This is a genomic window from Sphingobacterium sp. UBA1897 (assembly GCF_002337775.1).
Taxonomy (GTDB): domain Bacteria; phylum Bacteroidota; class Bacteroidia; order Sphingobacteriales; family Sphingobacteriaceae; genus Sphingobacterium; species Sphingobacterium siyangense.
On sequence record NZ_DDGR01000038.1, the window covers coordinates 805 to 26,572 of the forward strand.

26 protein-coding genes are annotated in these 25,768 nt (G+C 38.2%); 15 read left to right on the top strand and 11 right to left on the bottom strand.

The window, feature by feature from the left end; translation table 11 throughout:
- Positions 1–695, top strand: a 695-nt coding sequence (locus tag B4N43_RS24020; RefSeq protein WP_286736684.1) for a hypothetical protein, incomplete at its 5' end; no start/stop codon positions are given.
- Positions 696–757: 62 nt separating this feature from the next.
- On the opposite strand, the gene B4N43_RS24025 is transcribed toward B4N43_RS24020, so the two are convergent.
- The 3 genes from B4N43_RS24025 to B4N43_RS24035 form a co-directional block, all read right to left on the bottom strand.
- The gene (locus B4N43_RS24025; RefSeq protein ID WP_145330711.1) at positions 758–1,615 is read right to left on the bottom strand and encodes a helix-turn-helix domain-containing protein; all 858 of its coding nucleotides are present in this window, start codon (positions 1,613–1,615) and stop codon (positions 758–760) included.
- 235 nt (positions 1,616–1,850) lie between these two features.
- On the bottom strand, positions 1,851–4,115 hold the full coding sequence (ggpS, locus tag B4N43_RS24030; RefSeq protein ID WP_088161920.1) for a glucosylglycerol-phosphate synthase: 2,265 nt from the start codon (positions 4,113–4,115) through the stop codon (positions 1,851–1,853).
- Between the two features lies 1 nt (position 4,116).
- Positions 4,117–5,106 (bottom strand): NAD(P)H-dependent glycerol-3-phosphate dehydrogenase, encoded by a 990-nt coding sequence (locus B4N43_RS24035; RefSeq protein ID WP_286736687.1) that lies wholly within the window; start codon positions 5,104–5,106, stop codon positions 4,117–4,119.
- Between the two features lie 178 nt (positions 5,107–5,284).
- On the opposite strand from B4N43_RS24035, the gene B4N43_RS24040 reads away from it, so the two are divergent.
- Positions 5,285–6,592, top strand: coding sequence for a mechanosensitive ion channel family protein (locus B4N43_RS24040; protein ID WP_286736689.1), 1,308 nt, complete (start codon positions 5,285–5,287; stop codon positions 6,590–6,592).
- Between the two features lie 101 nt (positions 6,593–6,693).
- On the opposite strand, the gene B4N43_RS24045 is transcribed toward B4N43_RS24040, so the two are convergent.
- Together B4N43_RS24045 and B4N43_RS24050 are read right to left on the bottom strand one after the other, a co-directional pair.
- On the bottom strand, positions 6,694–7,395 hold the full coding sequence (locus B4N43_RS24045; protein WP_286736691.1) for a transglutaminase-like domain-containing protein: 702 nt from the start codon (positions 7,393–7,395) through the stop codon (positions 6,694–6,696).
- 59 nt (positions 7,396–7,454) lie between these two features.
- Positions 7,455–8,204 (bottom strand): helix-turn-helix domain-containing protein, encoded by a 750-nt coding sequence (locus tag B4N43_RS24050; protein WP_286736693.1) that lies wholly within the window; start codon positions 8,202–8,204, stop codon positions 7,455–7,457.
- 160 nt (positions 8,205–8,364) lie between these two features.
- Between B4N43_RS24050 and B4N43_RS24055 the strand changes: the two genes are divergently transcribed.
- A complete protein-coding gene (locus B4N43_RS24055) occupies positions 8,365–9,147 on the top strand; it encodes an alpha/beta fold hydrolase (RefSeq protein WP_286736695.1) in 783 nt (260 codons plus the stop codon).
- Positions 9,148–9,401: 254 nt separating this feature from the next.
- The gene (locus B4N43_RS24060) at positions 9,402–9,869 is read left to right on the top strand and encodes a nucleoside deaminase (protein WP_286736698.1); all 468 of its coding nucleotides are present in this window, start codon (positions 9,402–9,404) and stop codon (positions 9,867–9,869) included.
- 12 nt (positions 9,870–9,881) lie between these two features.
- On the opposite strand, the gene B4N43_RS24065 is transcribed toward B4N43_RS24060, so the two are convergent.
- Positions 9,882–10,745, bottom strand: coding sequence for an SDR family oxidoreductase (locus tag B4N43_RS24065; protein WP_286736700.1), 864 nt, complete (start codon positions 10,743–10,745; stop codon positions 9,882–9,884).
- Positions 10,746–10,848: 103 nt separating this feature from the next.
- Complete coding sequence (locus B4N43_RS24070; RefSeq protein WP_312461615.1) at positions 10,849–12,963, bottom strand: catalase; 2,115 nt, start codon at positions 12,961–12,963, stop codon at positions 10,849–10,851.
- Between the two features lie 411 nt (positions 12,964–13,374).
- Between B4N43_RS24070 and B4N43_RS24075 the strand changes: the two genes are divergently transcribed.
- The 3 genes from B4N43_RS24075 to B4N43_RS24085 all read left to right on the top strand — a co-directional run bounded on the left by B4N43_RS24075 (position 13,375) and on the right by B4N43_RS24085 (position 14,323).
- A complete protein-coding gene (locus tag B4N43_RS24075; protein WP_286736704.1) occupies positions 13,375–13,500 on the top strand; it encodes a hypothetical protein in 126 nt (41 codons plus the stop codon).
- A 147-nt stretch (positions 13,501–13,647) separates the two neighbouring features.
- Positions 13,648–14,022 carry a hypothetical protein gene (locus B4N43_RS24080; protein ID WP_286736705.1) on the top strand — a complete coding sequence of 125 codons (375 nt, stop codon included), beginning with the start codon at positions 13,648–13,650 and terminating at the stop codon, positions 14,020–14,022.
- 133 nt (positions 14,023–14,155) lie between these two features.
- A complete protein-coding gene (locus B4N43_RS24085; protein WP_286736707.1) occupies positions 14,156–14,323 on the top strand; it encodes a hypothetical protein in 168 nt (55 codons plus the stop codon).
- An 8-nt stretch (positions 14,324–14,331) separates the two neighbouring features.
- Here B4N43_RS24085 and B4N43_RS24090 read toward each other — a convergent pair whose 3' ends face one another.
- Positions 14,332–14,799, bottom strand: coding sequence for an HAD domain-containing protein (locus B4N43_RS24090; RefSeq protein ID WP_286736709.1), 468 nt, complete (start codon positions 14,797–14,799; stop codon positions 14,332–14,334).
- Between the two features lie 124 nt (positions 14,800–14,923).
- Here B4N43_RS24090 and B4N43_RS24095 point away from each other — a divergent pair, with 124 nt between their 5' ends.
- The 3 genes from B4N43_RS24095 (at position 14,924) to B4N43_RS24105 (ending at position 16,602) form a co-directional block, all read left to right on the top strand.
- Positions 14,924–15,511, top strand: a complete 588-nt coding sequence (locus B4N43_RS24095) for a hypothetical protein (protein ID WP_286736710.1) — start codon at positions 14,924–14,926, stop codon at positions 15,509–15,511.
- On the top strand, positions 15,498–15,941 hold the full coding sequence (locus B4N43_RS24100; RefSeq protein WP_286736712.1) for a hypothetical protein: 444 nt from the start codon (positions 15,498–15,500) through the stop codon (positions 15,939–15,941). The genes B4N43_RS24095 and B4N43_RS24100 overlap by 14 nt, the downstream gene beginning before the upstream one ends.
- A gap of 202 nt (positions 15,942–16,143) precedes the next feature.
- Positions 16,144–16,602 (top strand): energy transducer TonB, encoded by a 459-nt coding sequence (locus B4N43_RS24105; RefSeq protein WP_286736714.1) that lies wholly within the window; start codon positions 16,144–16,146, stop codon positions 16,600–16,602.
- Positions 16,603–16,992: 390 nt separating this feature from the next.
- Here the strand turns inward: B4N43_RS24105 and B4N43_RS24110 are convergent, their stop codons facing one another.
- Positions 16,993–17,997, bottom strand: a complete 1,005-nt coding sequence (locus tag B4N43_RS24110; RefSeq protein WP_286736716.1) for an alpha/beta hydrolase — start codon at positions 17,995–17,997, stop codon at positions 16,993–16,995.
- 311 nt (positions 17,998–18,308) lie between these two features.
- On the bottom strand, positions 18,309–18,704 hold the full coding sequence (locus B4N43_RS24115; RefSeq protein ID WP_286736718.1) for a DUF6896 domain-containing protein: 396 nt from the start codon (positions 18,702–18,704) through the stop codon (positions 18,309–18,311).
- A gap of 182 nt (positions 18,705–18,886) precedes the next feature.
- Here B4N43_RS24115 and B4N43_RS24120 point away from each other — a divergent pair, with 182 nt between their 5' ends.
- Together B4N43_RS24120 and B4N43_RS24125 are read left to right on the top strand one after the other, a co-directional pair.
- Positions 18,887–19,333 carry an AAA family ATPase gene (locus B4N43_RS24120; protein WP_286736720.1) on the top strand — a complete coding sequence of 149 codons (447 nt, stop codon included), beginning with the start codon at positions 18,887–18,889 and terminating at the stop codon, positions 19,331–19,333.
- Positions 19,323–20,093, top strand: coding sequence for a tRNA(His) guanylyltransferase Thg1 family protein (locus B4N43_RS24125; protein ID WP_286736722.1), 771 nt, complete (start codon positions 19,323–19,325; stop codon positions 20,091–20,093). Before B4N43_RS24120 ends, B4N43_RS24125 begins: the two co-directional genes overlap by 11 nt.
- A 425-nt stretch (positions 20,094–20,518) precedes the next feature.
- On the opposite strand, the gene B4N43_RS25620 is transcribed toward B4N43_RS24125, so the two are convergent.
- Positions 20,519–20,725, bottom strand: a complete 207-nt coding sequence (locus tag B4N43_RS25620) for a PD-(D/E)XK nuclease family transposase (RefSeq protein ID WP_376749090.1) — start codon at positions 20,723–20,725, stop codon at positions 20,519–20,521.
- 176 nt (positions 20,726–20,901) lie between these two features.
- Between B4N43_RS25620 and B4N43_RS24130 the strand changes: the two genes are divergently transcribed.
- The 3 genes from B4N43_RS24130 to B4N43_RS24140 all read left to right on the top strand — a co-directional run bounded on the left by B4N43_RS24130 (position 20,902) and on the right by B4N43_RS24140 (position 25,733).
- Positions 20,902–21,246, top strand: a complete 345-nt coding sequence (locus B4N43_RS24130) for a TfoX/Sxy family protein (protein WP_120332838.1) — start codon at positions 20,902–20,904, stop codon at positions 21,244–21,246.
- 399 nt (positions 21,247–21,645) lie between these two features.
- The gene (locus B4N43_RS24135; protein ID WP_286736723.1) at positions 21,646–22,587 is read left to right on the top strand and encodes a hypothetical protein; all 942 of its coding nucleotides are present in this window, start codon (positions 21,646–21,648) and stop codon (positions 22,585–22,587) included.
- Between the two features lie 284 nt (positions 22,588–22,871).
- Positions 22,872–25,733, top strand: a complete 2,862-nt coding sequence (locus B4N43_RS24140) for a response regulator (protein WP_286736725.1) — start codon at positions 22,872–22,874, stop codon at positions 25,731–25,733.
- Positions 25,734–25,768 lie beyond the last annotated feature (35 nt).

A 25,768-nucleotide genomic window follows, 5' to 3' on the forward strand; every position in this document is an offset into this window, starting at 1 on the left:
ATGGATATCGCCTCCGAAGTGCTAAAGAAAAAATCTCTTACGATCAATTAAAAGAAGTAAAAATCTATATCAGCATAAATGCCTTATATAATCCGGAAAACTGGAAATTACCCACCTATTCAGTCTTTACCGATCAGGAGATAGAAACTCTCCGCCAATGGGTATTTGATGGTGGAAGCCTATTTCTAGTCACCGACCACATGCCTTGTGGCGGATCTGTACAAACGCTCGGTGCAGCATTTGGTATTCATATCGTGAACGGTTTTGCCTTACCTAAGAATGGACGTCCCGAGATCTTTTCAAAGGACAGAGAAACACTGTTATCAAATTCTATAACCACTGGATCAGGTAAAGAAATAGACAGTATTATGTGCTGGGGTGGAACTGGCTTTATCGTACCAACGACGGCACGTATTATTTCTTTATTAAATGAAGAATATGACATCTACCTACCCAATGATGCGAATCAGATAAAAAGGCCTATTCCAGACAATATTCCCCGATTGTCGGGCAAAGGGTTTGCAAACGGTGCTTACCTGCAGTTCGGGAAAGGGAGAATTGTGGTATTCGGAGATGGTGCTCCTTTTTCGGCACAACTCCATGGCATCAAAAGTGAAAAAAGAGGAATGAACCATCCGGCCGCAAAACAGAATGCTCAATTTTTGCTCAATATAGTTCATTGGCTTGACCAATGAACTGATTTGGCTAGGCTAATGCTGATTCCTCTGGGAATAAATTTGTCATATAAATAAATTTGTCATATAATTGATATACGATAGTCGAGTGGACTAATTCTTGTTTTCTTTTTAAACAGTCTGGTTAATGACTGAGGTTGATCAAATTGCATTTTTTTAGCGATTTCAGCTACTGATAAATCAGTTTCAGCAAGTAATTCCTTTGCTATTTTAACAATAAAATTGTCAATATGATACTGTGCTGTATTTTTAGAAGTTTTTAAAGAAACATCATTGAGAAATCGTGTTGTACAATTTAGTTTCCTGGACAATAATGTTAAACTAGGAAGTAGGGACAAGCATTTTCTTTTGCTATCAAAAAGAGTGTGCAGCTCGCTCATGAAATCTTTTTGTAACGCTCTAAACTCATTCAGCTTATCTTCCATTAACTGTTGATAAAACCTTTGCATATGTTGTAAAAGCAAATCAAGATAAGAAATAAGTATTTTAGACTGCGTTTCACTCATGGGCATCTTAGTCTCGAGGTCTATCAGTTCAAAGATATTTTTTATAAGTCTGTAATCGTTATTCGATAAGATCATCGATTCCTGAATGGAGTATTCTAGAAACCCAAATTCTTTCAATTTATTTCGCAGACTATATCCTGTAAATAGATCTGAACGGAATGCAAAATAAGCCCCTTCTTTAAAATATCCTCTTATTTCTTGGACCGGAAAATACTGGCTGCTGAAAAATAATAAGATATGTTGTCCACGATGATCCTTATTTGAACATCCAAACACAATCAAGAAATATTTATCATCAATCCATCTTTTGGCAGAATCAAAAAATTGCTCCTCATTTCCAAAATTGTCAAAATAATAACTGAAGCTTGCACTGAAAGCATTTTGAAATTCATTATTATTACCAGTATTTATCATATTTTATTTTTTCTTCGAGACTTTGCGCGTTATTTTTTATTGAATTATTCCCTCAAGAAAAACCCTCTTTAAAACAATATTGTTTGTAAAATAGAGGGTTTCCTAAAGGATACATCCAGCAGCTTCGTTTTCAACGTTATTTTGTCTTCTATTCAAGAAACCAGATTAACACGGATTTCTAATTCTTTTTTTCTAAGATGGCTAAAAAAGCACGTTTGACACCTAAGACTAGCAGTTACTTCTTTTCATGAACAATTGCTTTACCCGATTTTTCGAGCTCTTTCACAAAATCCCGCCCCCAGTAATGGATATCATAATGCTCAATATGCTCGTACAGCCGGCGCGCCCTGACCTGAGCCTCTCCGGGTTCCATGACCAAGGCTTTCAACAGTGCATCTTTCATGCTCTTACGGTCGTAGGGATTGGTCAATATGGCATAAGGCAATTCGACCGAGGCACCTGCAAATTCTGAGAGCACAAGAATCCCGGGAGTCTCCAATAACCCATGGGTCGCAATGTATTCCTTTGCGACTAGATTCAGTCCGTCCCGTAGAGGCGTGATCCAGGCAATATCGCTCAGCGCATAGTATTTGACCACTTCCTCAAAAGGTAAAGCCCTGTAAAAATATTGGATCGGGGTCCAGTTCATCGTTGCATATTTACCGTTGATCTCACCCACGGCCTGATTCACCTGATCCCGAATTTCGTCATAGATCGTCATCCCCTGTGATGGCGGCGTACAGACATTGACCAGTTCGATCTTGCCCCTAAATTCTGGGTATTCGGCCAGAAATTCACCAAAAGCCTGGATTTTTTCCAAGGGGCCTTTGACGTAATCCAGGCGCTCGATGGATATGATACGCGTTATTCCCGATCCGGCTTTGTTTTCTTTGAGGGCATTGATCTCGGTCTTAACCTTATCATCTGTCAAAATCTGTTCGATATGATCCCTGTTGACCCCCACCGGCTGTGCGCCAAGCCTAATCTGCCGGCCATCCACCTCAATGATCTTGGTCATCTGATCGACGCCGAGCGCACAGCTATAGGTCAGGAACTGATTGGCGACATCAACTTTTTTGACCACTTTAAATGGTGTATGGCTACGGATCACATCCACAAAATTCTCGACATAACGCGGAATATGAAAACTGATAAAATCACAGAGCAACAGGCTGCCGATAATCTCTTTGCGCCAGGGAATAATATTGAAAATATCTGCTGCCGGAAAAGCCGTATGGTGAAAAAAGCCAATTTTCAGATCGGGGCGCATGGTCTTTAAAAAAGAAGGTACCATCCACAGATTATACTCATGGATCCAGACCAGCGCCTCCTCGTCGGCCTCGCGGGCAATCCGCTCGGCAAAGCGCTTGTTTATCATCAGGTAATGTTCCCAGTCCTCGTGGTTGAATTTTGCCCGGTCCACAAAGGAAAAGATCGTCGGCCAGAACGCCTCTTTGGAGAATACACGATAGAACTTATCGATATCCTCTTTAGACAGTGATATGGTCGAAGCGACCAGATTAGGGTATCGGCTTTCGTCCACCAACTGATTTGGGACCGGCTTTCCGTCCTGCTGGATGACTTCCTCCCCGATCCAAAGACCGGAGCGTCCCTTTTCAAATAAGCCCAGCAGCGAGGGAATAATGCCATTTGGACTTTTGGGTGCTACCCGCACCGTCTTACCATTGACCGATTCCTTTTCAAAAGGCAGCCGATGGTAGACCATCACCAGCTGATCGGATTTTTTGGACTTTCTTTTTTGAGGCACTAATTTTTGTTCTCCACGAATCAACTGCTGAAACGGGCGGTATTTGCCCATATATTCCAGTATACCGCCCGCCCCGGCAGCTTCTGCGCTGTACGCTGTATCCAATTGATCAATGGCCTGCAGCAAACCCGGTTCGGACTTTCCAACCGCAACACCCCGAAAACCGATCTGAAATAAGGCCAGGTCATTAAGGGTATCACCGGCCACCATCACATCATCCGGATCGACAGCCAAAAATTCAACCAGCTTCTTTAATGTTGTCCCCTTATTGACACCTCTGGGGAGCAAGTCCAGGTATTTATCGGCCGAAGTAATAATATCACAGTCATACCTGTCAGCCACCTGCTGCACCAGACTATGGTCAACCCCTCCTTCATAATAAAATGAACTGCGGCGCTGCTGCGGCACATGTTGATAATTCAACTGCGGTATTTCCTCCAGCGCTGCCCGGATTGCATAAGTCTGCGGCCATTTTTCCTCAATCTCACTTTGCAGCGGTTCAATTGCTTCCAGGCTATGGCCGTTAACGACTGTGGCGCCCACATCCGCAATAATAAAGTCCGGCACCGGAATGAGCGGATCGCTCAGTAGCGGCAATACCGACTCCAGTCCTCTTCCGGTTACAAAAACCAGCTGCATATTCGGGCTGGCCTTGATCAGTCTATATAATCTGAGGCGGTCTTCCATCTTTCCGCCTAAAAAAGTTCCGTCTAAATCTGTTGCTAATAGCATATTATCTTATATTCCTTTCTAAAAGTTTAAATTCATCAATTGCAGCCATATGGTTGTATAGCACACGGTAGGCTGTCTGTAACAAGGGTAAATTGAGTCCAAGGCTCGTGACCGTCGCCATCAGCCCCTTGGTTGCAACATATCCTTCGGCGACCATGCCCATGAGCTGACGGGCTTCGAAAACCGAATACCCCAGGCCAAGGTATTTACCAAAAGTCCGGTTGCGGCTATGTGCGGAGTAACCCGTCACCAATAAGTCTCCCAAATAGGTAGAGCTGCCCAGCCGGACATGGGGTGCACCGACGGCACGCAGTAGCAGTCCCAGTTCGTCAATGGCATTGGCAACCAGCACCGCCATAAAATTATCACCATAATGCAGTCCTTCGGCCATGCCACAGACAATACCGACCACATTTTTGTAAATGGCTGCGTACTCCACACCCAGGGTGTCGGGACTATAATTCACCTGCATATAGCTTGAAGCAAACCCGTTGGAAATCTTACTGATAAAGGTTTCATTCGGACCGCACAGCGTCATATAGGTTTTCTTGTTCCGCGCGATTTCTTCGGCATGACAAGGCCCTGCAATGATCGCCTGCTGAAAATCTTTCAGTTCAAAATACCGGGCGAGATAAGCACTTGGGAGCAGATTGTCAGGGCCGACGGTCCCTTTGATGGCGGTGATGACAAATTTTTCAGCAAGGTCCTCTTTGGGGATTGCGGCGCAAACACTGTCCAGATGCGCACTGGGCACGACGAAAAGAATTACTTTCGATCGAGCCACGATCTCGTCCAGCTGATCGGACGCATAAATTTTTGTATTGTCAAGTTTTAAAAACGATAGGTAGTCAGGGTTAATAGCATCCTGGTTTATCGCGCGCACCTGCTCGGAACGCCGCATGTACCAGTTGGTATAAATGCTATTTTCTGTCAAAATTTTAACCAGGGCCGTGGCCCAACTCCCACCACCTATCACACTAATCTCATTCAAATCGTTGGGGGTTTTAAAGACGCGAAACAGAAAATTTTCGCCGTCGGGTTATCTATTAATTTACCAATATACGTAAAAATTAATCAATAAGCAAACTTTACGCGTAAAAACAGGGTTAAAGGGGTATTTTCCACGCCAAAATCCGTGTTTATATTTCTTCGTAAATTTGTTTGTTCATATGAAAAATTTAAACATACTTAACTTCAGTGAACAATCATCAAGTTCAATTTATCAGTACATTTTTAATCTCTTTGCCAAATTGGGTTTACCCGAGCAGCAGGCACATATTGTTACGGCCGCCGGGTTACTTTTTGCTTTTGCGGTGCTGCTCTATGCGCTCGATTATATCATGCGCAAAGTATTTTATTCCGCATTGAACCGGATTGCCCGGCGGACCTCGACCAAATGGGATGATTATCTGTTGGAAAACAAGGTGCATGTACGCGTGAGCCGTACCCTGCTCGTGCTGCTTACACGGCAGCTGCTGCCGGTGATCTTCGTTGGTTTTCCGGTGCTTACAGCCGCTATTGTCAAGTTTCTGGATATCGTGTTATTGTTCACCATCTACCATCTGGCCAATAGCTTGTTAAAAACCTGCCGCGATATTTTTCGTGGTTCAAATGCGTTTAAGGACAAACCTATCGACAGCTACCTGCAGGTGGTACAGATCTTTTTAATTTTTGTGATCGGTACACTCGTCGTTTCCCTGCTGACCGGCAATTCACCTTGGTCCTTTCTAGTCTCACTTGGGGCGGCGTCCGCCATCCTCATGCTCGTATTTAAAGACACTATCCTGGGCTTTGTGGCCAGTATTCAGGTGTCGGCGAATGACTCGGTACGCGTAGGAGACTGGATAGAAATGCCCAAATACGGTGTGGACGGCGACGTCCTGCAGATCAACCTCAACAATGTGAAGATACAGAACTGGGACAAGACCATTGTCACCATTCCGACCTATACCCTACTGAGCGATTCATTTAAAAATTATCGTGGAATGCAGGAGACTGGTGGCCGTCGGATAAAACGGGCATTGAACATTAAAATGTCTTCGGTGCGCTACCTCAGTGCGGAGGAAATCACGGCATTAAAAACAATCCGGCTGCTGGCTCCCTATATCGAAAAAAGAGAGAGCGAGATTGCCGAGTACAATAAAACCTGGCATACAGACAGCTCCTCGCCCGTCAATGGTCGCAGGATGACCAATATCGGCCTGTTCAGGGCCTATATACTCGCCTATGCCAAACATAACCCCAATATCCATCAGGAACTTACTTTATTGGTCCGTCAGCTAGCCCCTAGTGAATACGGTATTCCGCTGGAACTCTACATGTTTACCAAGGGGACACAATGGGCCTATTTCGAAGATACGATGGCCGATATATTTGACCATCTACTGGCTGCCATTAAACACTTTCACCTGCAGGTATTTGAACTGCCGGCATCCGACGACCTGCGGCTGCTCGGCGCGATGGAACCTCGCTCCTAACAGTAGCTCCTTTATTGCGATAAACCTAAGCTTGCCCGGTGGATTCAATCTTATTGCCGCTGGGCAGCTATCAAAAGACCGGCATCTTACCAAACTGCCTGTTACCTGCCGTTTCTTATCTTCGCAACATTTTTGTTCATCTTGTGCCTAACGATATTTTTGAAAACAAACCTTTCAAAAACGTTTAATTTTTGTTGATGTTGTTCGTAAAATTCGTCAGGCGTATCGAATAAACCAAAATCCTGATTGATTCCTTTGTCTTGAATAAAAGTATTGTTTAAATTCCAATCAATTGGCGGATTTTTAAAATTATCAGTGTAAGCTCCATAACCACAAAAAGTAGTTTTACAATCGCTATTTTTCTCTTGTAGCTTGGCTAAATATATTTTGCCCAAAATCACACCTTCTAAAAAATACCATTGTTCATCGACCAATATTTCAACCCAACTATGCAGAATGTTTTTAGGCGAAAGTTTATACCAAATTCCCGTAATCGCTCCTTTTTGTAATGCTTTATCAATTGTAAATCCGTGAATACGATTCGGTATCTCCGTAGCTCTCAATAAAGCCATTAACAAGGTGGCTTTCGTGTTGCATTGTCCATATCCGTCTTTTAAAACAGCTGATGCTGAAATGTTATCTGAAAGATTATAACCGAATTTTATTTCATCTCTTACAAAATTATAAATAGCTTTTATCCTTGAAATCATATCAAGTTGATTCCATTCGCTCTCTTGGACTAATTTCTGAATCGAATCGTGAGAATAGTCAAGAATTTTAGTTTCTTTAAAGTAATTGTGCATATCGATTTTTCACACTACAAAGATGAACAGCAGCAATAAAACAAACTAGTATAAAGTGGCTATTTTAACGATGTCAAAAATTTTGGCGTAAGTCCAAATGTCTCTTTGAATGTTCTGCTGTAATGAGAACTATCTGTAAATCCAAACTGATGTGCAGTTTCGGTAATCGAATGTACTTTTAAGTAAGGTAATGACTTTATGAGTTTATTCCAAAGTTGGTATCGTCTGAAATTAAGATTGGTTTTCTCTTTGAAAAGATGTAAAAAACGTGTTTCGGAAAGAAAACAAATATTCGCAATTTCTTTAAGCGATACAATTCGGTCAAAATTTTGTTCTAAATATTGAATTGCTTTGTAAATTCTCTCGTCTTCAAAGTGATTTTTAAGTTCACATTCGCATCGGAAGTTTACGAAATAATTGTTGATCTTATTCGTCAAATTGACAAAGTCAGAATCATTTTGTGAATAATCTGCAAAAATTTCTACAAGTTGTTCAAAGTCTTCATCCAAATTCGTAATCTTAATGTTTCTGTATTTATTGTATAATTGATGACCTATACTACTAATCGGGTTTATAAGAATAATCAACGAAGTTTCATTACTTTTAAATTGGTGTAGTACATTGCTGTTAATGAAACAAGTCGAGTAAGAATTTTGGTTATCTTTCTCGTCTGTGATTTTAAATTTTCCCTGTGAAGCAACACTGATTTGCAAAGCAAAATGTTTATGCAAAACGTTGTCGTTAAACTGTCCAACGAACACTCCCATTGTGCTTTCGATATGTATTTTATTTTGAGCGGTGTCGTTCATTGAAATGGCGGTAACAATTGTATTTGCGAAATCAATATACAAACTATTTTTTAAAGCGTTTTACTAAATGAACTGATCGTAAAATCAGCGAATTATTAGTATTTGATAAATGAAATTTATTTGAGAATCACTATGTTTGAGAAGATCAAATTACAGTATTATGCAGAAGCTAATAAATTCTAAAGATGGGACGCTTATAAACTACGATATTTCAGGGAATGGTACAACAGCATTGGTTTTTGTTCACGGCTGGTTAGGGAATCTCCGATGGTGGGACTATCAAGAACAATATTTTAATGATAGCTATACGGTTATTCGTCTAGATTTAGGTGGTCATGGGAAATCAGGTAAAGAGAGAAAAACATACACACATACTGACTATGCGGAAGATATAATTACTGTGGTTAATGATTTAGATAGTAAAGACATTATACTTGTCGGACACTCAATGTCTGGGCCATATGTTCTGGAAGCCTCACTCAAACTAGCCGCTGTTAAAGCTGTGGTTCTAGTGGATACAGTTAAGGACCTGGACCAAATTTTTACTCCTGAACAAGCTGAGAAATTAATGTTTAGTAGTTACAGACAAGATTTTAAATTGGCTGTAAAGGAGCTACTTCCACAATTCCTATTTGTAAAAGAAACTCCAAATGATGTAAAATTGCGATTACAAGAAGAATTTCTAGAAAACTCTGGTGAATTTGCTTCAATTGTTTTGGAACCATTATATAAAGTTGATGTCCAAAAATTAGCTAAAAAAATAACTATTCCAGTAAGAGCAATTAATTCGGATGCAAATCCTACAAGTATAACAAACAACCAAAAATATTTTAAAGATTTTGGTTGTAAAATTATACAAGGGACCGGACATTATCCAATGCTAGAAAAACCTGAAGGTTTTAACTTATTACTTGAGGAAGTACTTCAAGAATTTAAATCTTAAATATTTGCAACCTTTTTATGGTCATCAATATTCAATAAGATGAACTAACTATAGGATATAAACTTAGCAAAAGCAATTAGTTACTCTAATTGCTTTTTATTATACCTTAAATCGGTAATGAAAATCTAAATAATTTGCAAATTAAGTAGCATAAGAAAGAGAAGGCTTTTTAAGAATAAAACGGATATTACGCCTCAGATTTATCTGAATACCGTTAGTTTTAACAGAGGTGCGGAATCTAATTAACAGGAAAAATGGAAAATTACAATCAATATATGCTTGAATGCATAGAACTGGCAAAACAGGCTCTGGAAAAAGGAAATCCGCCAGTAGGTTCTGTCTTAGTTTTTGAAGATAAAATTATTGGCAAAGGTATCGAATCGGGAAAATCAAGTGGAGATATTACGCAGCATGCTGAGATTTTAGCAGTAAAAGATGCGTTGAAAAATGGTTATCGAGATATTTTAGAAAAATCGGTTATGTTTACCACGCACGAACCATGTATAATGTGTTCCTATCTTATCAGACACCATAAAATTGCGAAATTGGTTTTTGGAGCTTCCGTTCCATTCGTTGGTGGGCAGTCTTCGGAGTTTAAAATTCTTGAAACGGAAAATGTTCCGAAATGGGGAAATAGACCTGAAATTGAATCGGGAATTTTACAACACGAGTGCGAGATGTTGAATCAACAATTTATAGAGTATCTTTCGAAGCAAAAATAACTAAAAACTTATCTATCCATTTACGACTTCTCCTCCATTGGGATGTAAAACTTGACCGCTCATAAAATGTGAATCTTCGCTAGCTAGGAATAGAAAGCTTGGCGCAATTTCATTAGGCATTCCTGCCCTTTTCATTGGAGAGTCGCTTCCAAATTCGGAGTTCTTTTTAGGATCAAAAGATGATGCTATCAATGGTGTCCATACCGGTCCTGGAGCAACAGCATTGACACGAATTCCTTTAGCTATGAGACTTGCTGACAAGCTCCGTGTAAACGAAATTATTGCACCTTTTGTTGCAGAATAATCAATCAACTTTGGACTTCCTCGATAGGCTGTCACCGAGGATGTATTAATTATGCTTGCTCCCTTCTTAAGATAAGGTATGGCATACTTAGTAACCCAGAAATAGGAAAAGAAATTATTCTGAAAAGTCTTGATTAACTGTTCAGTGGAAATTTTTTCAATTGATTCTGTTTCCCAGTGAAGACCCGCATTATTAACAATAATATCAATTTTCTTATGCGCTTTTATTGCAATTTCAATGACTTTTTCACAGTGATTTTCTTTTCCCAAATCACCTTTAATCAGTGTACATTTTCGAGAGAAGGATTCAACCTCTTTCTTGGTTTGTTTTGCATCTTTTGTTTCACTAAGATAGGCTACAACAATATCAGCTCCCTCCTTCGCAAATAACAAAGCTACAGCTTTGCCGATACCGCTATCTCCGCCGGTAATCAATGCTACCTTATTTTTTAATTTTCCTTCTGCAGGATACTTTAATGGAGACGTGTCAGGAACTGGTACCATATTTATTTCCAATCCCGGTCGCTTTTGTTTTTGCAGCGGTCGAATCTTTTTACTTGCTTCTTTTTTCATGCTACTTCTTGTAAATAATTATAAACAATTTCTGATTTCCAGTCCTACTTCTATTCGACTGTTAAACAAATAGTCCTTCTACCGAAGAACTATTCGTTGTATATCAAGAAGGTACCTTTCTTGATTTTTCTCTCTCCCAAACACGGTGGCCTTTCATTACCGCTATGAAATCGGCTGTTAAATTGTCCTTGCTTTCGAAAATAACGCCTTTATCTTTTTTAATAAATGACCGTTCAGCTAACCCTTCAGCATCTTTGGCAAATGCCAGGACCTTACAGTGTCGGTATCCTTCATTGATAAAATGGAGATAATCGGCATTTTGCGCAAGAGTCTTTACTGATTCGCCTGCTGGTGTGAAGAATGCATCGTAACAAACTGAGGCTTCTGTAAGATAGGAATGTTGAATATCTTCTTCTGCCCCTTCCATGAACCGGATCTTTCCGACATGAGATGCAATTAACACGGCCTGCGCTCCTTCGCTTTCAAGTGCTGTTTTCATTTTATCTATGGAAGATTTGCTAGCCCCATTATCAACAAGGAAAGCGACCTTCCTACTCTTGATTGTACCCTCGCCGTCTTTTACTTTCATACTCAAAGCAGCAGACTTGTCAACTTCTGGTTTGACTGGTTTAAGAGGATATTGAGGATGGTTCTGCCGTGCGAATTTAAGGGTTAATGGATCGAGTTCTTTTGGCGGGGTAAGCCCGAGGTTTGTACCAACATTTTTTGCTAATCCCTGGTCTATCTGATTCAAAATAGCCAGTTCTCGCTTTCGTATATTGACATCATTTACTTTCGAAAGCTCAAAACTCAGGGCATTGACCATGTGATCCTGTTCTTCTGGGCTTTGAGAATTAAAAAATAGTCTTGCTTGTGTAAAGTGGTCTGCGAAGGAATCTGAGCGGGCCCTAATTTTCGAGCCATCGATAGGTTGCTTGTGAGATTCAAATCCTACCCCATCATTGAGCATTGCATGATAAGGACAGCCCACAGCTTTACTATTGGGGAAATAACTCACAGCACCTTTAGGGATCTCAGACCGCGCAAAACCATCTTTTTGATTATTGTGCTTGCCGGTCACCGGACGATTGATAGGAAGCTCATGAAAATTCGGACCACCTAATCGATAATTTTGGGTATCCATATATGAAAATATTCGCCCTTGCAAAAGCGGATCATCCGAAACATCTATACCTGGCACTAACCTTCCGGGGTCGAAAGCGGCTTGTTCGGTCTCTGCAAAAAAATTCTCTGGGTTGCGATTTAGTGTCATCGTTCCAATAATCTGAACAGGCACCAGTTCCTCTGGGATAATCTTTGTCGCATCAAGAATATCAAACGAGTATTTAAATTCATCGGCCTCAGGAATTAATTGAACGCCGAGATCCCACTGCGGAAAATCGCCCATTTCAATAGCTTCATAGAGATCTCTCCGATGAAAATCAGCATCAAATCCTGAGATCTTTTGAGCTTCGTTCCATGCGACTGAATGTACTCCTAATCTCGGTTTCCAATGAAATTTAACGAATGTGCCTTTTCCTTGGGCATTCACAAATTTAAATGTATGGACACCAAAACCTTCCATCATCCTTAAACTTCGGGGTATTGCACGATCTGACATCGTCCACATGACCATGTGTGCAGATTCGGGCATCAGTGATACAAAATCCCAAAAGGTGTCATGGGCAGATGCCGCCTGCGGCATTTCGTTATTTGGCTCTGGTTTTACCGCGTGGATGAGATCTGGAAAATTCATCGCATCCTGAATAAAAAAAACTGGAATATTATTCCCCACAAGATCGTAATTGCCTTCTTCGGTATAAAACTTAACAGAGAAACCTCGTACATCTCTAGCAAGGTCGGTAGAGCCTTTGAAACCTGCTACTGTGGAAAATCTAGTAAAAAGAGGCGTTACTGTTCCTTTTTTTAAAAATGCTGCGCTTGTATATTGAGATAGGTCAGCGGTCGCTTCGAAAACACCATGGGCTCCTGATCCACGCGCGTGAACGACACGTTCTGGTATACGTTCGCGGTCAAAATGCATCAGCTTATCAAAATAAATATGATCCTGTTGTAATGATGGCCCCCGCTCACCCGCCTTTAATGTATTGTTGTTGTCTGAAATAGGCACACCATCATTGGTGGTCATAATCTTCTCGGAATTGTCCACTAAATGCTGATCTATCTCAGCAGTTTTTAAATTCTTTTCTTTTTTCATATCCAATGCTGTTCTGGTTTGATCCATCAGGTGAACAAAACCAAAGTCTGAAAGGTTTGGCAGGTATTTACATTTGCCGTTTGAGGAAGGGATTTGATCACATTTTGAAATAATATCTGTAAATTTGTTTCAATATCCAGTAACGGTTCGGCAGCTTGGCGAAGGCGGCCCTTTCGCAGCACCAACATGTCAAGCTACGACATAAGTTTTTTCAGAGCCGAAAAGTTTCTGCCCCCACGTCCTCCCCGCTTTTGCCAATACTATTCTATTTCCTCAGAATTGGATTTAGTAAATTTTCTAGATTCTTTAAATCAACTTCTTTGGTTGATTTATCACTAAACTCTCTTTCTCTTTAAAGAACTCACATTGACGTAATTATAATAATGTCCCATAGTTTTTTAGATTTAAATTGTGAAGATATTATTTATTTTGGTTGAGCTTTGGTTTAAAATTACAGCCAACGGGCCACGTATTGGCGATAGCGACGGATTAGAAATCTTTCAAGAACCTAAGCAACAGCCTTTTATTATCTTTTAAATTTATAAAAAAGGAAAGATAAAAAGCCATTTCGACTAAAAAAGAATAAAATGATAATGTTCAGTATAAATATGCAAATCTTGCCATAAGATAAGAGTATTGATTTAGCATTTTGATTACTTTGTATAGTACCTAAAGTCACAAAATATGAACACAAAATTTGAGGCAGGAATTAATATTGCCATAAAAATTCCCAAAAGCAAATATGAAAAGACAGTCGTTTTTTATAGGGATGTTTTAAAGTTTAACGTAGAGGAAAAGCCGATTAACAACCCAACTGTATCGAGGACATGTGAAGTAAAATTCGGCAATAATATTATATGGCTTGACTGCGTGGACAATTACACACATTCTGAAACTTGGTTACAGCTTACGGTTCCTGATGTAGAAATGGCGACAGCATATTTACTATCCAATGGGGTGGAAACCTGTGATGAAATTGAAGAATTACCGGAAAATATGCATTGGATTACTGACCCAGCCGGGACGGTATTCAACCTACAACAAACGAAAAAAAAATAACAAAATCCACTGGGTAGCGTATTTTACAGATTTAAACAATTTTATTGCTGAATGGTATTATTGTTCATGGTACTAAGATTCATTATGGCGGCATAGCTGAGTTCTTGTTCAGCAGGGAATTGGTTATAAGGCGATGCCAACAATAATCGAACTCCTTGGTGGCGAAAAAGCCTATGCCGAAATTATCCACGCACTTCCTTCAGAGATCACGATTACGGTGGGTGAACATTCAACCGATAAAGGAGAGAAAATCTCTCAAGAAACCTGGCTACTTCAATATGATAAAAAAGAGGACAATTGAAAAAAAAGTTATCTGTTAAGGATATTCTTCAAAATGTGCAGATTCTTTTCTGTCAATCCGCTATAAGGAGATGTCAATACTAACCTTGATTTTAATGCTTGTGGCAATTCATTTAAGGATTTGTCATCATCTATAATGACTATTTCTTCAGTTTGCAGGCCTTGATGCACAATCTGACCCAATATTTCATCCTTACGCGTATAGCGATGGTTAACTTTTGCAACAACATCTTCCAACAGCGTAAATGAATCTATTCGAATATCCCTATCACGAAATATCTTTTTCCATTCTGCTATTGTATATCTAGAACGGTGCGAGCTAGAAAGGATCACCTGATCTTTCTCTGCAATGAATATCGTATTAAATGTTTCAACAGCTGCTCTACTGAATACATAAAAGCCATCGGTTGCCTGCGCTACTTGCCTATGTGGATTGGCATGTACCATGACACCGTCTATATCTAAAAAGAAAATCATATTGCACGAAGCTAATAATTAAATGGGCACTTCGACTCCCCCGTTTGCGATTTAATAATAAAAAATATTGGCCATAGATTGATAGTCCAGCCTAATTTTGTAAATTCAACGCATAAGCCATAGCATGAAACAGTTCATAAAACTATTCCAGATCTCTGCCCTTACTATCCTTTTTGTTGGGTGTAACGATCCTTCTCGCACAAAGACAATGGATTTTGGTCTATTTACGCTTGAAGTTCCTTATAAATGGCAGCAGGTCAAACAAAATGGAATCGACAGTTATGTCGGCGCAATTGCTGTAGACAACACAGATACGCTTTACTTTGATCTGGGTTTGTATTCAAATAGTTTGACAGAGCACAACATAGAAGTCATTACCAGGCAGATGATGGAGGAAAGCGTAACAGACTCTTCGGACTATATTATTGTAAAAGATATGCCGATACTGGACCTGGATCTTGATGCCGATCTATACAGAAAACAAAATGTGTCCTGGGATACGATCGATAATAGAAGAGCGAAAATCGTATTTCCGAGAATATCGGGAAAGGGAGTGACCGGAGTATATATCGGCAGCCTATGGGGAGACTCTTCAAAAGTCCGATTTAATCTTCTCGGTTCAAACCTGAAAGCGCAAGCAGAACAGGATCTTCTTAAAGCGATAAAGACATTGAGATTCCACAAACGTAAAATGGATAATGAAGAGAATTAACGCTCCCCTATTTGTACATCTCAGTTTTATGGCTTTAACATTTTATGTAGTATTAACAGACAATGATTGGCTGAGATATTTTACGAAGAATCTAAATTTTAACCTGATTATTTTTGGATTGCAAGTTGCAGGACTTATTTATGCAGGATACCTACAAGCGGAAAGAAATAAAAAGATATTCTCCATATTCCGGCCAGCATTGACTGGCTTGATAATACTTATATCGTGTATACTCATCACGGGAAATTATCAGTTTAATAAAAATATCGATATCACCATTTTATGGGTGATTCTTGAGGCCTATTACATAGCATATGATGTTTTAATAGCTGGTCTCTTCAAGGAAATCCCGCTCCCATTGAATATAAGTTGGCAAAAGAAAAGCTTCCTTATAAACAGTAACTCAAGTATACCTCATTTTATCGCATAATATATTCTCCTATAGAGGACTCATATCGGCCTGAAAGGTCTAAATCAAAATATTTCTGTCCGTAAATCATGCATGAGAAGCAAGACAGACCAATAATTAGTATCATCAAAAAAATAGTATTTATTGATTTTATCATAAGGAACTGTTGCATCAGGATACAAATTAGTTATGTAAATTAGCTACTTAGTTATATAGAAAAACAATGGGAATTTCCTGGGTTCGTAAGCTATTATTTATGTGTATTGTATCGATAAGTATGTTATCACAGGCTGTCGGTCAGTCCCTTGTTTCGGATGACTCTATCGCGGATATTCCTCCTCACATGAATGAAGTATTTCCCGAGCCGCCATATGGTACGAACGATTTTAAAGATTGGATTATTAAGAATTATCAGATACCAACCGCAGCTAAGAAAGCAAAAGTAAACGGCAAACTGATTATCAATTTTACGATTGAGAAAGATGGAAGGCTCAGTAATTTTCAAATAACCAAGAACATTGGTTATCATACTGGTGAAGCTTTAATTAAATTGATTAGAAAATCTAGTCCATGGAAACCGGGATATCAAAATGGATATGCTGTAAAATGCGGCTATACATATCCCCTATTATTTAGTGATGGTGACTTGAAATTAAAAAGTGACACAAAAAGACAAAGATGAAAATCCATATTGATGAACCATATAATGGGTTTAATAATAGCCTTTCTATTGATATATAAATCTACTTCCTAAATCGTAACATCTTGTGCTCTCCAGCCGGATTTTGTAAATTCAGAGCATAAGCCACAGCATGAAATAAATCATTGTGTTCTTTTACATATTAGCATTTAATAGCCTTCTAGGTCAAAGCATCCGAAAGGATGTCGATCTAGACTTTTCTTTGGCAAGCGATCCCAGTTGGAGGTGGTTTAATGGCCATAGATAGCAACGATCGAACGGAGTAACCTGAGAAAAGATAAAAACTCCTATCCCAGCATAACAGCTAAAAAACCAAAATCCTACACAACCCAATATATATGCATATTTCTTCATATCCAATTAGCGGATGTTTTACTTTAAATTCTCTCTTGCAAATGCTGCGATCTCCAGAACAGCCTCTCTGGTTTCTTTTAAAACAGCTCCCATATGCATAAAGCCATGAACCATCTCTTTGTAATGAGTAATTTTGACCCGAATTTCACAAACTTTCATATTCTGTGCCAGTTGTTTTCCTTCGTCCCGCAAAGGATCATGTTCAGCTAATAATATGAACGTTGGAGGTGTATTTTTAAAGTCTTTAATCAATAAAGGGATTGCCATTGGGTTCTGTTGATCCTTTGAATCGTTTAGATACCAATTCCAGGCTTTTATTCCTTCATCTTTATTAATAATCGGACCATATTCATAGTCTTTCCATGATTGTGTATTTAATTGATTATCAACCGCCGGATAAATTAACACCTGAAATCTCAATTGCTGACCAAGCCGTATCGAAACTCCTACGGCTAGGGCTGCACCAGCACTGTCGCCAATAATTCCAATATTATTTTTATTGATGTTTAAAGAGTCTGAGTTATTGAGGATCCATTCAGTGGCCGACTGAGCATCATCGAAACCAGCTGGAAAAGGATGCTCTGGAGCCAGTCGATAATCAACAAAAACAATAACAGAGCCTGTAGCATTGGCCAATTGACGAACAATAGCATCGTGCGTCTCAAAACTTCCTGAAATAAACCAACCGCCATGAAGATAAACGATAGCCGGTGATTTCTCGTTTATAATTCCATTGGGTCGGTATATTCTCACAGGAATTTCGTGATTCTTATTACAAATATTAAATTCTTCTATAATTTTCACCGCTTCTTTCTTCCCACCAAGTTGAATGGCCATTGTCTCATATCCTTTGCGGCTTATGTCTAAGGGGTTTAAACCGTCAAACACATGAAGCTTGTTCAGGTTTTCAATTATTTTAGTTATTTCAGGAGTCAATTTAATTGTATTCATTTCTTTATTATGATTTATGTTTCCATAGAAAATCAATCCCGGTATCACGCGTATTCCGAGAATCTTTTTCATATCCTATCAAAATTATATAGAAGTCATAAATTTACCACAGTATACAGTTGAATGTATGTTACTAACAAATTTGTAAGTAATGGGATTTCTTCTTTCTAGCCAAGAATCGATAATTTGGGCAATTTCGTTTAATTTGTTAGCTGAAATAACTTTTCAAATATCGGTTTCCGCAGCTATTTTGTGAATCCCTTTGGATCTATTCTTTGAAAACTAAATACCGAACAAATGCTTATTGACGAGCTGGAAATTTCAGAAGAAATCTCATTACAAATATCTTAATTTTTAAATATTGGTAAAAATGAGAATTAGTTCTAAAACTGGTACACCTCCCAAACTACCCCACCTAATACCAATTTGACAAGAGTCCCGTCTTCAACCAGTGGATATAGAACTTCATGTAATTCCGATTCCTCTAATTTATTTATTCCATACCCCTTATTGGTCAAAATAAATTCTTTCATTTCCCATAGCGAAAACTTTATGGGATATTCATTGGTAGGCATAAAATCAAATTCACATACGATACCGTCTTTCTCTAAACGGCAGCCCGCACCATGAAACTGATAGTTAAAACCATCGATATGTCCGGAACGATTCCAGCGGCTCCTTTGTTCAAATTCTTCCATTTCTGGAGAGAACTGATGTTTGAAGCCATCTATAAAAGCAACATAATCATTCAAGACTTTCCTTATAGCAATATTAATCATATTCCGTCAAGATACTCAATAGCTATGTAAATTATAGCTACTGAGTTATATATTTTGTCTATTTAAAACGTCTTTAGTAAATTCAGCATTTCGTTAACAACATTCCTTGGAAATGAAAAAAGTAATCCTTAAAATGGGCTATAATTTTAGGCTTCGCTACGGGGAAATTTATTTTTTATGAGATGGAAATGATCATTTATTGTGGAATACAGGCCAGCGGAAAGAGTTCTTTCTATAAAGAAAACCATTTTAATAGCCATGTGAGAATTTCGATGGACCTCCTGAATACGCGTAATAAGGAAGAGCGGTTTATAAAAACTTGTTTGGAAAGCCAGCAAGCGTTTGTAGTAGACAATACAAATCCAACAAAGGCAGAACGAGCAAAGTATATTAATCTAGCCAAAACGTATAAATACAAGATCGTAGGGTATTATTTCAGCTCGAGTCTGCGGTCTTCGCTTGAAAGAAACAGTGCTAGGATAAATAAAGAAAGGATTCCTGATATTGGCATCAGGGGAACCCATAAGAAATTACAGATCCCCTCGCTCGACGAAGGTTTCGAAAAATTATATTACGTGTCATTAGATACAAGAGGATTTACAGTTAAAGATTGGGAAAATGAAGTTTGATGATCTAGATAAGAAATTACGTATTTATGAAACTTATCAGGACAGGCAAGTCTTGCCTGGAATGTATATGGTCGCACGGATTGATGGCAGGAATTTCACGAAACTGACAAAGGAGACACATGCTTTCCAAGCACCATTCGACGAGAAATTTAGGGATATGATGGTTGAAACCGTCAAACACCTCATATGCTGCGGGTTTAATATAATATATGGATTTACGGAAAGTGATGAAATCTCTTTACTATTCCACTTGCAGGAGAATACTTTCGGGCGAAAAACCAGAAAATTGATTTCTATCTTGGCAGGTGAAGCGAGTGCAAAATTTTCATCTATGCTAGGCGATGTTGCGGCTTTCGATTGTCGAATTTCTGAACTGCCCAATGCATCCCTTGTCGAGGATTACTTCAGATGGCGGAATGAAGATGCTCACCGGAATGCATTAAATGCGCATTGTTACTGGAATCTACGACAAAACGGTCTTAATAAAAATGAAGCTACTAAAAGAATTGAAGGTCTCAGTGTTGCAATGAAAAACGAACTGCTGCACAGCTATGATATAAATTTCAATGAGCTGCCCAACTGGCAAAAAAGAGGGATCGGAATATACTGGGGAAAAGTGAAATCAACAGGTATTAATCCTTTGTCGAATGAAAAAGTTGAAGTGGTTCGTAGACAATTGGCCGTAGACATGGATCTCCCCATGGGAGACGCCTATAATCGTTATATTGCAGAGCTGATCCGAAAGAATGAAGCCCTGTAAATAGAAGATGTTAGGCTATTTACTCATTAATTATTTGGGTGTTAACGACCCTAGCAACAGTTGTCAATCGTGTTTTTTCACGTTGGAAAAAGAAAACTTAGCTATCGTAGTCATGGAAAAAGGAAGTAGTCAGAAAACCTTACTATTTGCTTTTACGGTTTCTTTATTTTGGAAGATTGAAACGTACTTAAAATAATTGAAACTAACACAAGTAAAATTCCAATTATTAAAAATGGAATCCAAAATATGAAGCAAAATTCTGATAATTCTATTATGAATTTGCTATAATCACCTCTCGAAGAAAACATTCCAACACCAAATAATAACATTAGAATTGACGAAATACATAATGTTATTCCTATGAAGAATAATTTTCTACGATGTGACATTCTCGACCGAAAACTTTGTGCCTTTAACAATATCAGCTATGAGTAATTCATCTCTCCTATCTCAAAGATAAGACCAAATATCCTGTTATCCAAAAATAATGGTAATCTATCCATGGTACTCAAGTGTTTAAGTAAGTACAACCATTGATCCATAATTGTCTTGAGCTCTTCCGGCTGTTTATTAAATAATGGAATCGAAATCATTTGATATCCCAATTTATCATAGAATATTTCTTCGGTCAATTTGTCTCATATATAATCCTATGGTTAAGTGTTTTTAGACGGCCAACTGGAAAATCTATCGGAGCAACAATCCTCGTCGATAAACTTATCTTAGTATAGTTCTTTAAATTATAATGAGGAAATCTCGTGACAATCGTGGTTTTTAAGTAATTTTAGATAATAGACAAACTGAAGTGATGGCTTATAACAATGAACTTGCCGACCGCGTCCGTGAAAGACTTGCACTGGAAGAAGATATTGAAGTTGCAGAAAAGAAAATGTTTAGTGGCTTATCTTTTCTTGTGAATGGGAAAATGTGTATCAATATCAGCCATGACAATCTGATGTGTCGCTATAGTGCAGAACTGGAAGATGAGGTCTCGGAAAAAAAAGGCTTCTTGCCGATGATTATGAAAGGAAAGCAACTAAAAGGCTATTGCTATGTAGAGCCTGTTGGTTTTCAAAAATTTGATGATTTTGAATATTGGATAAAAATCTGTCTTGATTATAACCCAACGGCGAAGGCTTCAAATAAGAAATAAAAAATGAACTCAATTTTGTTCAGACCTTTATCAAACCAATTGTTCAGACGTTAAAAAATATTATTTCCAAATATCCTGTTGTCGTTTATTAAGAATGGAACAATTAAATCTTCATTGCAAAACAACTAAACAAGAATAAAGACAATTTTAAAAGATCACATCAAGGGGTTATAAATTAGAACTCCTTGATTTTACAACAACATATGAAATTGAATAACATCCTTTTTAACGAATTTTAAACGATAGTCAGCGAATTGTAAACGGTTTACACTGCAAAAATTGATATTTTTATATTTGACAATTACCAATACTTCTTACGCTATACGGCTAGTATATCGGAAAGCTGTCTAATAGCGTTGGCCGAAATATTAAACCAACGCGCTCCAACAGAATTGACTTATGAAAAAATATATGTTATCAATTATTGTTTTACTGACTTTAGCCTCTTGCAAAGGACAAGAAAGTAAGACAGAAATTTTGGATAAACTAAAGTATAATGCGGACAAGAGCAACTATGGTATCCAACCGACGTTTTATTATCCTACTGAAATCTCAATAAATGATTATCCTGTAGTCAAAGGGCTTGAATTCTTTGGAAACACAATTCCAAACTTTATTGACATTGCGATCAACAAAAATGGCGAACAAGAGTTAAAAATACTAATTGACTTATCCAATTATAAAAAGCAAGGAAATCCGATTTTAAAAATTCTATTAGTTAGGTCAGCCAAAGGAATATCAATCATTTCCAATGAATCTGATTTTCCCGAAGAAAACATTTTAGTAAATTATGAATTATCTGATGATGATATAACTCAAGAAAACATTAAAAGTGGTTACTTCTTGAAAACGCTAAAGTTTAATGCTAAAATCCCTGTCGAACTATCTTCCTTAAATAAATCAGTTCAATTAAAGAACTCAACAGAACTACTTGACAAACTGTATAGCGCTCTTACCAACCTGACGAAAGATTTAAATGATAAAAATAGCAACAACGTTTTGGAAATTATCCAGAACGCAGAATTTGAGGTGGCACAATTACGGGGGATGAAAAAAGAATGGATGTTAAAAGAAAGAGAAGCTCTTCTATCAAATACTTTTACATTGCTACCAAAGGATAGTTGCGTCGTCAAAATTTATGGAAACGGAACAATGGCAACTCTTGTGAAAAAGAATTCAGAAATAATCAAGCAATCGGCAATAACTTCAAAATTTACCAAAGGTTTCCCTAGAGGTAAAGTTGTTCAATTTTATAACTTTTATTACAACATACCGAAAGGAAAGGAAGAATTAGAATTAATAAGATTTGACGGTTATGCAATAACAAAATACAAAAAATAATAAACGCTATCTGCAGAAAGGCTGTTGTGCCTGGCTAGCTAAAGTGGAATCGCATGATCTCAATAGTTGAAATCTCCAATATAAGCTATCTCGTAGAAACATGATGAAAGCCATCAAATATTACTGACTGATTAGAGATACAATTCTACTTTTTTAGTATCTTAACAGTAAACTACCGACCAATGCCAAAAAAAATTATAAGAAATCTCCAGATAGGTGTAATGCTTTCTTTGATACTACTGATTGCGGGTTCTATAGCATCTTATATTAGCATACATAACCAGATGGAGAGCAGGAAAAGCCTCTTAAAAACGAAGGAGTCTATCAGTTTAATAAAAGATATTTTAAACACGCTGTTAAATGCCGAAACTGGCAATCGGGGATATCAGCTTACCGGCCGTGAAAATTTTCTTGAACCTTTCAATAAAAGCAGGAATGAATATCCGCTGCTTGTTGCTAACAAAGATAGGTTTAATCTTAACGATAAACTCCAGATTAATATCCTTCATGAACTGCTGCATACCTCAGACATGTTGATGAAACAATATGTCTTGTTGATTGATAATCGTACAAAGGGAATATTAATGACTCCAGAAGAACTTGTTCAAAACAAGATGGCCATGGATAAATGCCGAATGCTCGTTCAGGAATTTGTGAAACACGAGGAAGTTCAGCTTGCCCTAAAAAATGAAGATCTGAACAACTCCACCAAACGGACCGTTTTATTCATTATCTTTTCAGCGGTCGCGGCCATTGGCGTCACCATTTTCGTCTATATTCAACTAAAATCGGACATTATGCGCCGGGATAAATTGGAAAAAGATCTGTTTTATACGAAGGAAATGCTCGAGGAAACAAGCGCGGTTGCCCAAGTGGGAGGCTGGGAAGTCAATATGAAGAGCGGAAAGCTCACCTGGTCTCAAAGTGTACGAGAAATTCATAAAACTAACATTAATTTCCAACCAACTTTTGAAAATGCCCTTGGATTTTACGAAGGAAAAAACAGAGAGAGAATAGAATATCTATTCAACAGAGCAGTACAACAAGGGATTTCTTTTGATGAGGAGCTACAACTTCTGCGTAATGACGGCGTTACAATCTGGGTAAGAGTAAAAGGTATTCCTGAATTTCAAAATGAAATTTGCTACAGGGTTTTTGGAATTATTCAGAACATTGATGCCTTCAAAAAAATGTTTCTGGAAGTTGCTCAGAAGGAAGCTATGATGCAGTCCTGTGCGACAGATGTTCCTATTCCTTTGGCGATGTTTGACAAAACCCTTAACTACGTTGCTGTAAGCAGCAGATGGCGAGATGAATTTAGTATGAATAATGTCGACCTTATCGGCAATAATCTGTTTACAACATCGCCTAGTATTCCCGAAGAAAGAAAAAAGATTTACAAGAATGCGCTTTTGGGAGAAACGTATATCGATGGGGATTTTGCGCTAAAAGTGGAAGGAAAAGAAGAAATTCAACATTACGATCTTAAAGTCGGACCTTGGTATCTTACAAAAGATGAGATTGGAGGTATAATTATTTCCATACAGAATATTACAAATGCAGTAAAAATAAACGAGGAGCTAAAAAATGCGAAGGAAACTGCAGATATAGCCAGCAGGGCAAAATCTGAATTTCTGGCCAATATGAGTCATGAGATTCGTACTCCTTTGAACGGAGTTATTGGTTTTTCAGACCTCCTCCTCCGGACACCGCTGAATGAAACACAGACACAATATCTGCATTACATCAATGAATCCGGGGAAAACCTACTTAGCATCATCAATGATATACTGGATTTTTCTAAAATAGAATCCGGAAAAATGGAGCTTTTGATTGAAAAAAGTGATGTGTATGATATGTTAAGCCAAGTCATCAATGTTATTCTTTATCAATCCCAGAAAAAAAACATAGAACTTCTTCTCAACGTTGAGCCGGGCCTCCCAAAAATGCTTTTCATTGATGAAGTCAGGTTAAAACAGATCTTGATCAATCTGTTAGGAAATGCTGTAAAATTCACAGAAAAGGGCGAGATCGAACTAAAAGTAGAGAAATTGCGCATGGATGATCATACGATTGCCTTGCGCTTCTCAGTAAGAGATACAGGAATCGGCATTCCTATAGAGAAACAGAAATATATTTTTGATGCCTTTACCCAGGAAAACAGTTCAATCAGTAAACGATTTGGCGGCACAGGATTGGGACTAACCATCTCGAACAATATCTTGGGATATATGGGAAGTCATTTGTCGCTGACCAGCGAAGTGGATAGCGGTTCTGTATTTTTCTTCGATCTTGAGGTTCCTTACGAAATGTCTGAATGGAAAGAAGAGGATGAAACGACAATTAAAACGGCCTTAGTGGTGGACGATAATGAAAGCAACAGGATTATTCTTGAACACATGCTTACCTATAAAAATATCAAATCTACGTTAGCTTCTAATGGAATGGAAGCCTTGGATATCATGTTGAAAGGTGAGCGGTTCGATGTCATTCTGATGGATTATCATATGCCTATCATGTCCGGATTGGAAACAATAGAAAAAATAAAAGGCTTGTTAAATCAGCGAAAAGAGGTTGCTCCATTTATAGTACTTTCGTCTTCTTCGGAAGAACTGGATATACTTACATCGCTTAGGAAAATAGAAAATACACATTTGCTATTGAAGCCTATAAAATCACATGATCTATACAAAACCCTTAAAAAGGTAGACCGAAGTTCAGTAATAGAAATTATTCAGGATCAGGCTGAGAAAGATTCGCATGCATTTGTGCGAGAATTAGACGTGCTTTTGGTTGACGATAACCCAGTGAATATGGTCCTGAACAATAGGATAATGAAGTCTCTTGCTCCCAATATACTTCTGACGGAAGCAGCTAATGGTTTACAGGCTTTGGAAGAATGCAAGAAAAAGCAGTTTTCCCTTATTATTATGGATGTACAAATGCCCATCATGAGTGGTATTGAGGCAACACAACATATTAGAATGTTGCCAGCATATCAACATATACCTATCATAGGCGTTACAGCTGGAAATGTGTTGGGGGAAAAAGAAAAATGCCTTGAATCCGGAATGAATGACTTTCTTCCCAAACCGATACGCCGGGCAGACCTTCTTGAAGTACTCAAAAAATATATTAGTGTTTAGTAATTATGGCTGTTGAGACTGTAACGTAAACTGTG

Bases quoted from the DNA above. Each gene is read 5' to 3' on its own strand.
- B4N43_RS24025 (WP_145330711.1), bottom strand. From the start codon at position 1,615: ATGATAAATACTGGTAATAATAATGAATTTCAAAATGCTTTCAGTGCA.
- ggpS (WP_088161920.1), bottom strand. From the start codon at position 4,115: ATGCTATTAGCAACAGATTTAGACGGAACTTTTTTAGGCGGAAAGATG.
- B4N43_RS24040 (WP_286736689.1), top strand. From the start codon at position 5,285: ATGAAAAATTTAAACATACTTAACTTCAGTGAACAATCATCAAGTTCA.
- B4N43_RS24045 (WP_286736691.1), bottom strand. From the start codon at position 7,395: ATGCACAATTACTTTAAAGAAACTAAAATTCTTGACTATTCTCACGAT.
- B4N43_RS24050 (WP_286736693.1), bottom strand. From the start codon at position 8,204: ATGAACGACACCGCTCAAAATAAAATACATATCGAAAGCACAATGGGA.
- B4N43_RS24055 (WP_286736695.1), top strand. From the start codon at position 8,365: ATGCAGAAGCTAATAAATTCTAAAGATGGGACGCTTATAAACTACGAT.
- B4N43_RS24060 (WP_286736698.1), top strand. From the start codon at position 9,402: ATGGAAAATTACAATCAATATATGCTTGAATGCATAGAACTGGCAAAA.
- B4N43_RS24065 (WP_286736700.1), bottom strand. From the start codon at position 10,745: ATGAAAAAAGAAGCAAGTAAAAAGATTCGACCGCTGCAAAAACAAAAG.
- B4N43_RS24070 (WP_312461615.1), bottom strand. From the start codon at position 12,963: ATGAAAAAAGAAAAGAATTTAAAAACTGCTGAGATAGATCAGCATTTA.
- B4N43_RS24080 (WP_286736705.1), top strand. From the start codon at position 13,648: ATGAACACAAAATTTGAGGCAGGAATTAATATTGCCATAAAAATTCCC.
- B4N43_RS24085 (WP_286736707.1), top strand. From the start codon at position 14,156: ATGCCAACAATAATCGAACTCCTTGGTGGCGAAAAAGCCTATGCCGAA.
- B4N43_RS24090 (WP_286736709.1), bottom strand. From the start codon at position 14,799: ATGATTTTCTTTTTAGATATAGACGGTGTCATGGTACATGCCAATCCA.
- B4N43_RS24095 (WP_286736710.1), top strand. From the start codon at position 14,924: ATGAAACAGTTCATAAAACTATTCCAGATCTCTGCCCTTACTATCCTT.
- B4N43_RS24100 (WP_286736712.1), top strand. From the start codon at position 15,498: ATGAAGAGAATTAACGCTCCCCTATTTGTACATCTCAGTTTTATGGCT.
- B4N43_RS24105 (WP_286736714.1), top strand. From the start codon at position 16,144: ATGGGAATTTCCTGGGTTCGTAAGCTATTATTTATGTGTATTGTATCG.
- B4N43_RS24110 (WP_286736716.1), bottom strand. From the start codon at position 17,997: ATGAAAAAGATTCTCGGAATACGCGTGATACCGGGATTGATTTTCTAT.
- B4N43_RS24115 (WP_286736718.1), bottom strand. From the start codon at position 18,704: ATGATTAATATTGCTATAAGGAAAGTCTTGAATGATTATGTTGCTTTT.
- B4N43_RS24120 (WP_286736720.1), top strand. From the start codon at position 18,887: ATGGAAATGATCATTTATTGTGGAATACAGGCCAGCGGAAAGAGTTCT.
- B4N43_RS24125 (WP_286736722.1), top strand. From the start codon at position 19,323: ATGAAGTTTGATGATCTAGATAAGAAATTACGTATTTATGAAACTTAT.
- B4N43_RS24130 (WP_120332838.1), top strand. From the start codon at position 20,902: ATGGCTTATAACAATGAACTTGCCGACCGCGTCCGTGAAAGACTTGCA.
- B4N43_RS24135 (WP_286736723.1), top strand. From the start codon at position 21,646: ATGAAAAAATATATGTTATCAATTATTGTTTTACTGACTTTAGCCTCT.
- B4N43_RS24140 (WP_286736725.1), top strand. From the start codon at position 22,872: ATGGAGAGCAGGAAAAGCCTCTTAAAAACGAAGGAGTCTATCAGTTTA.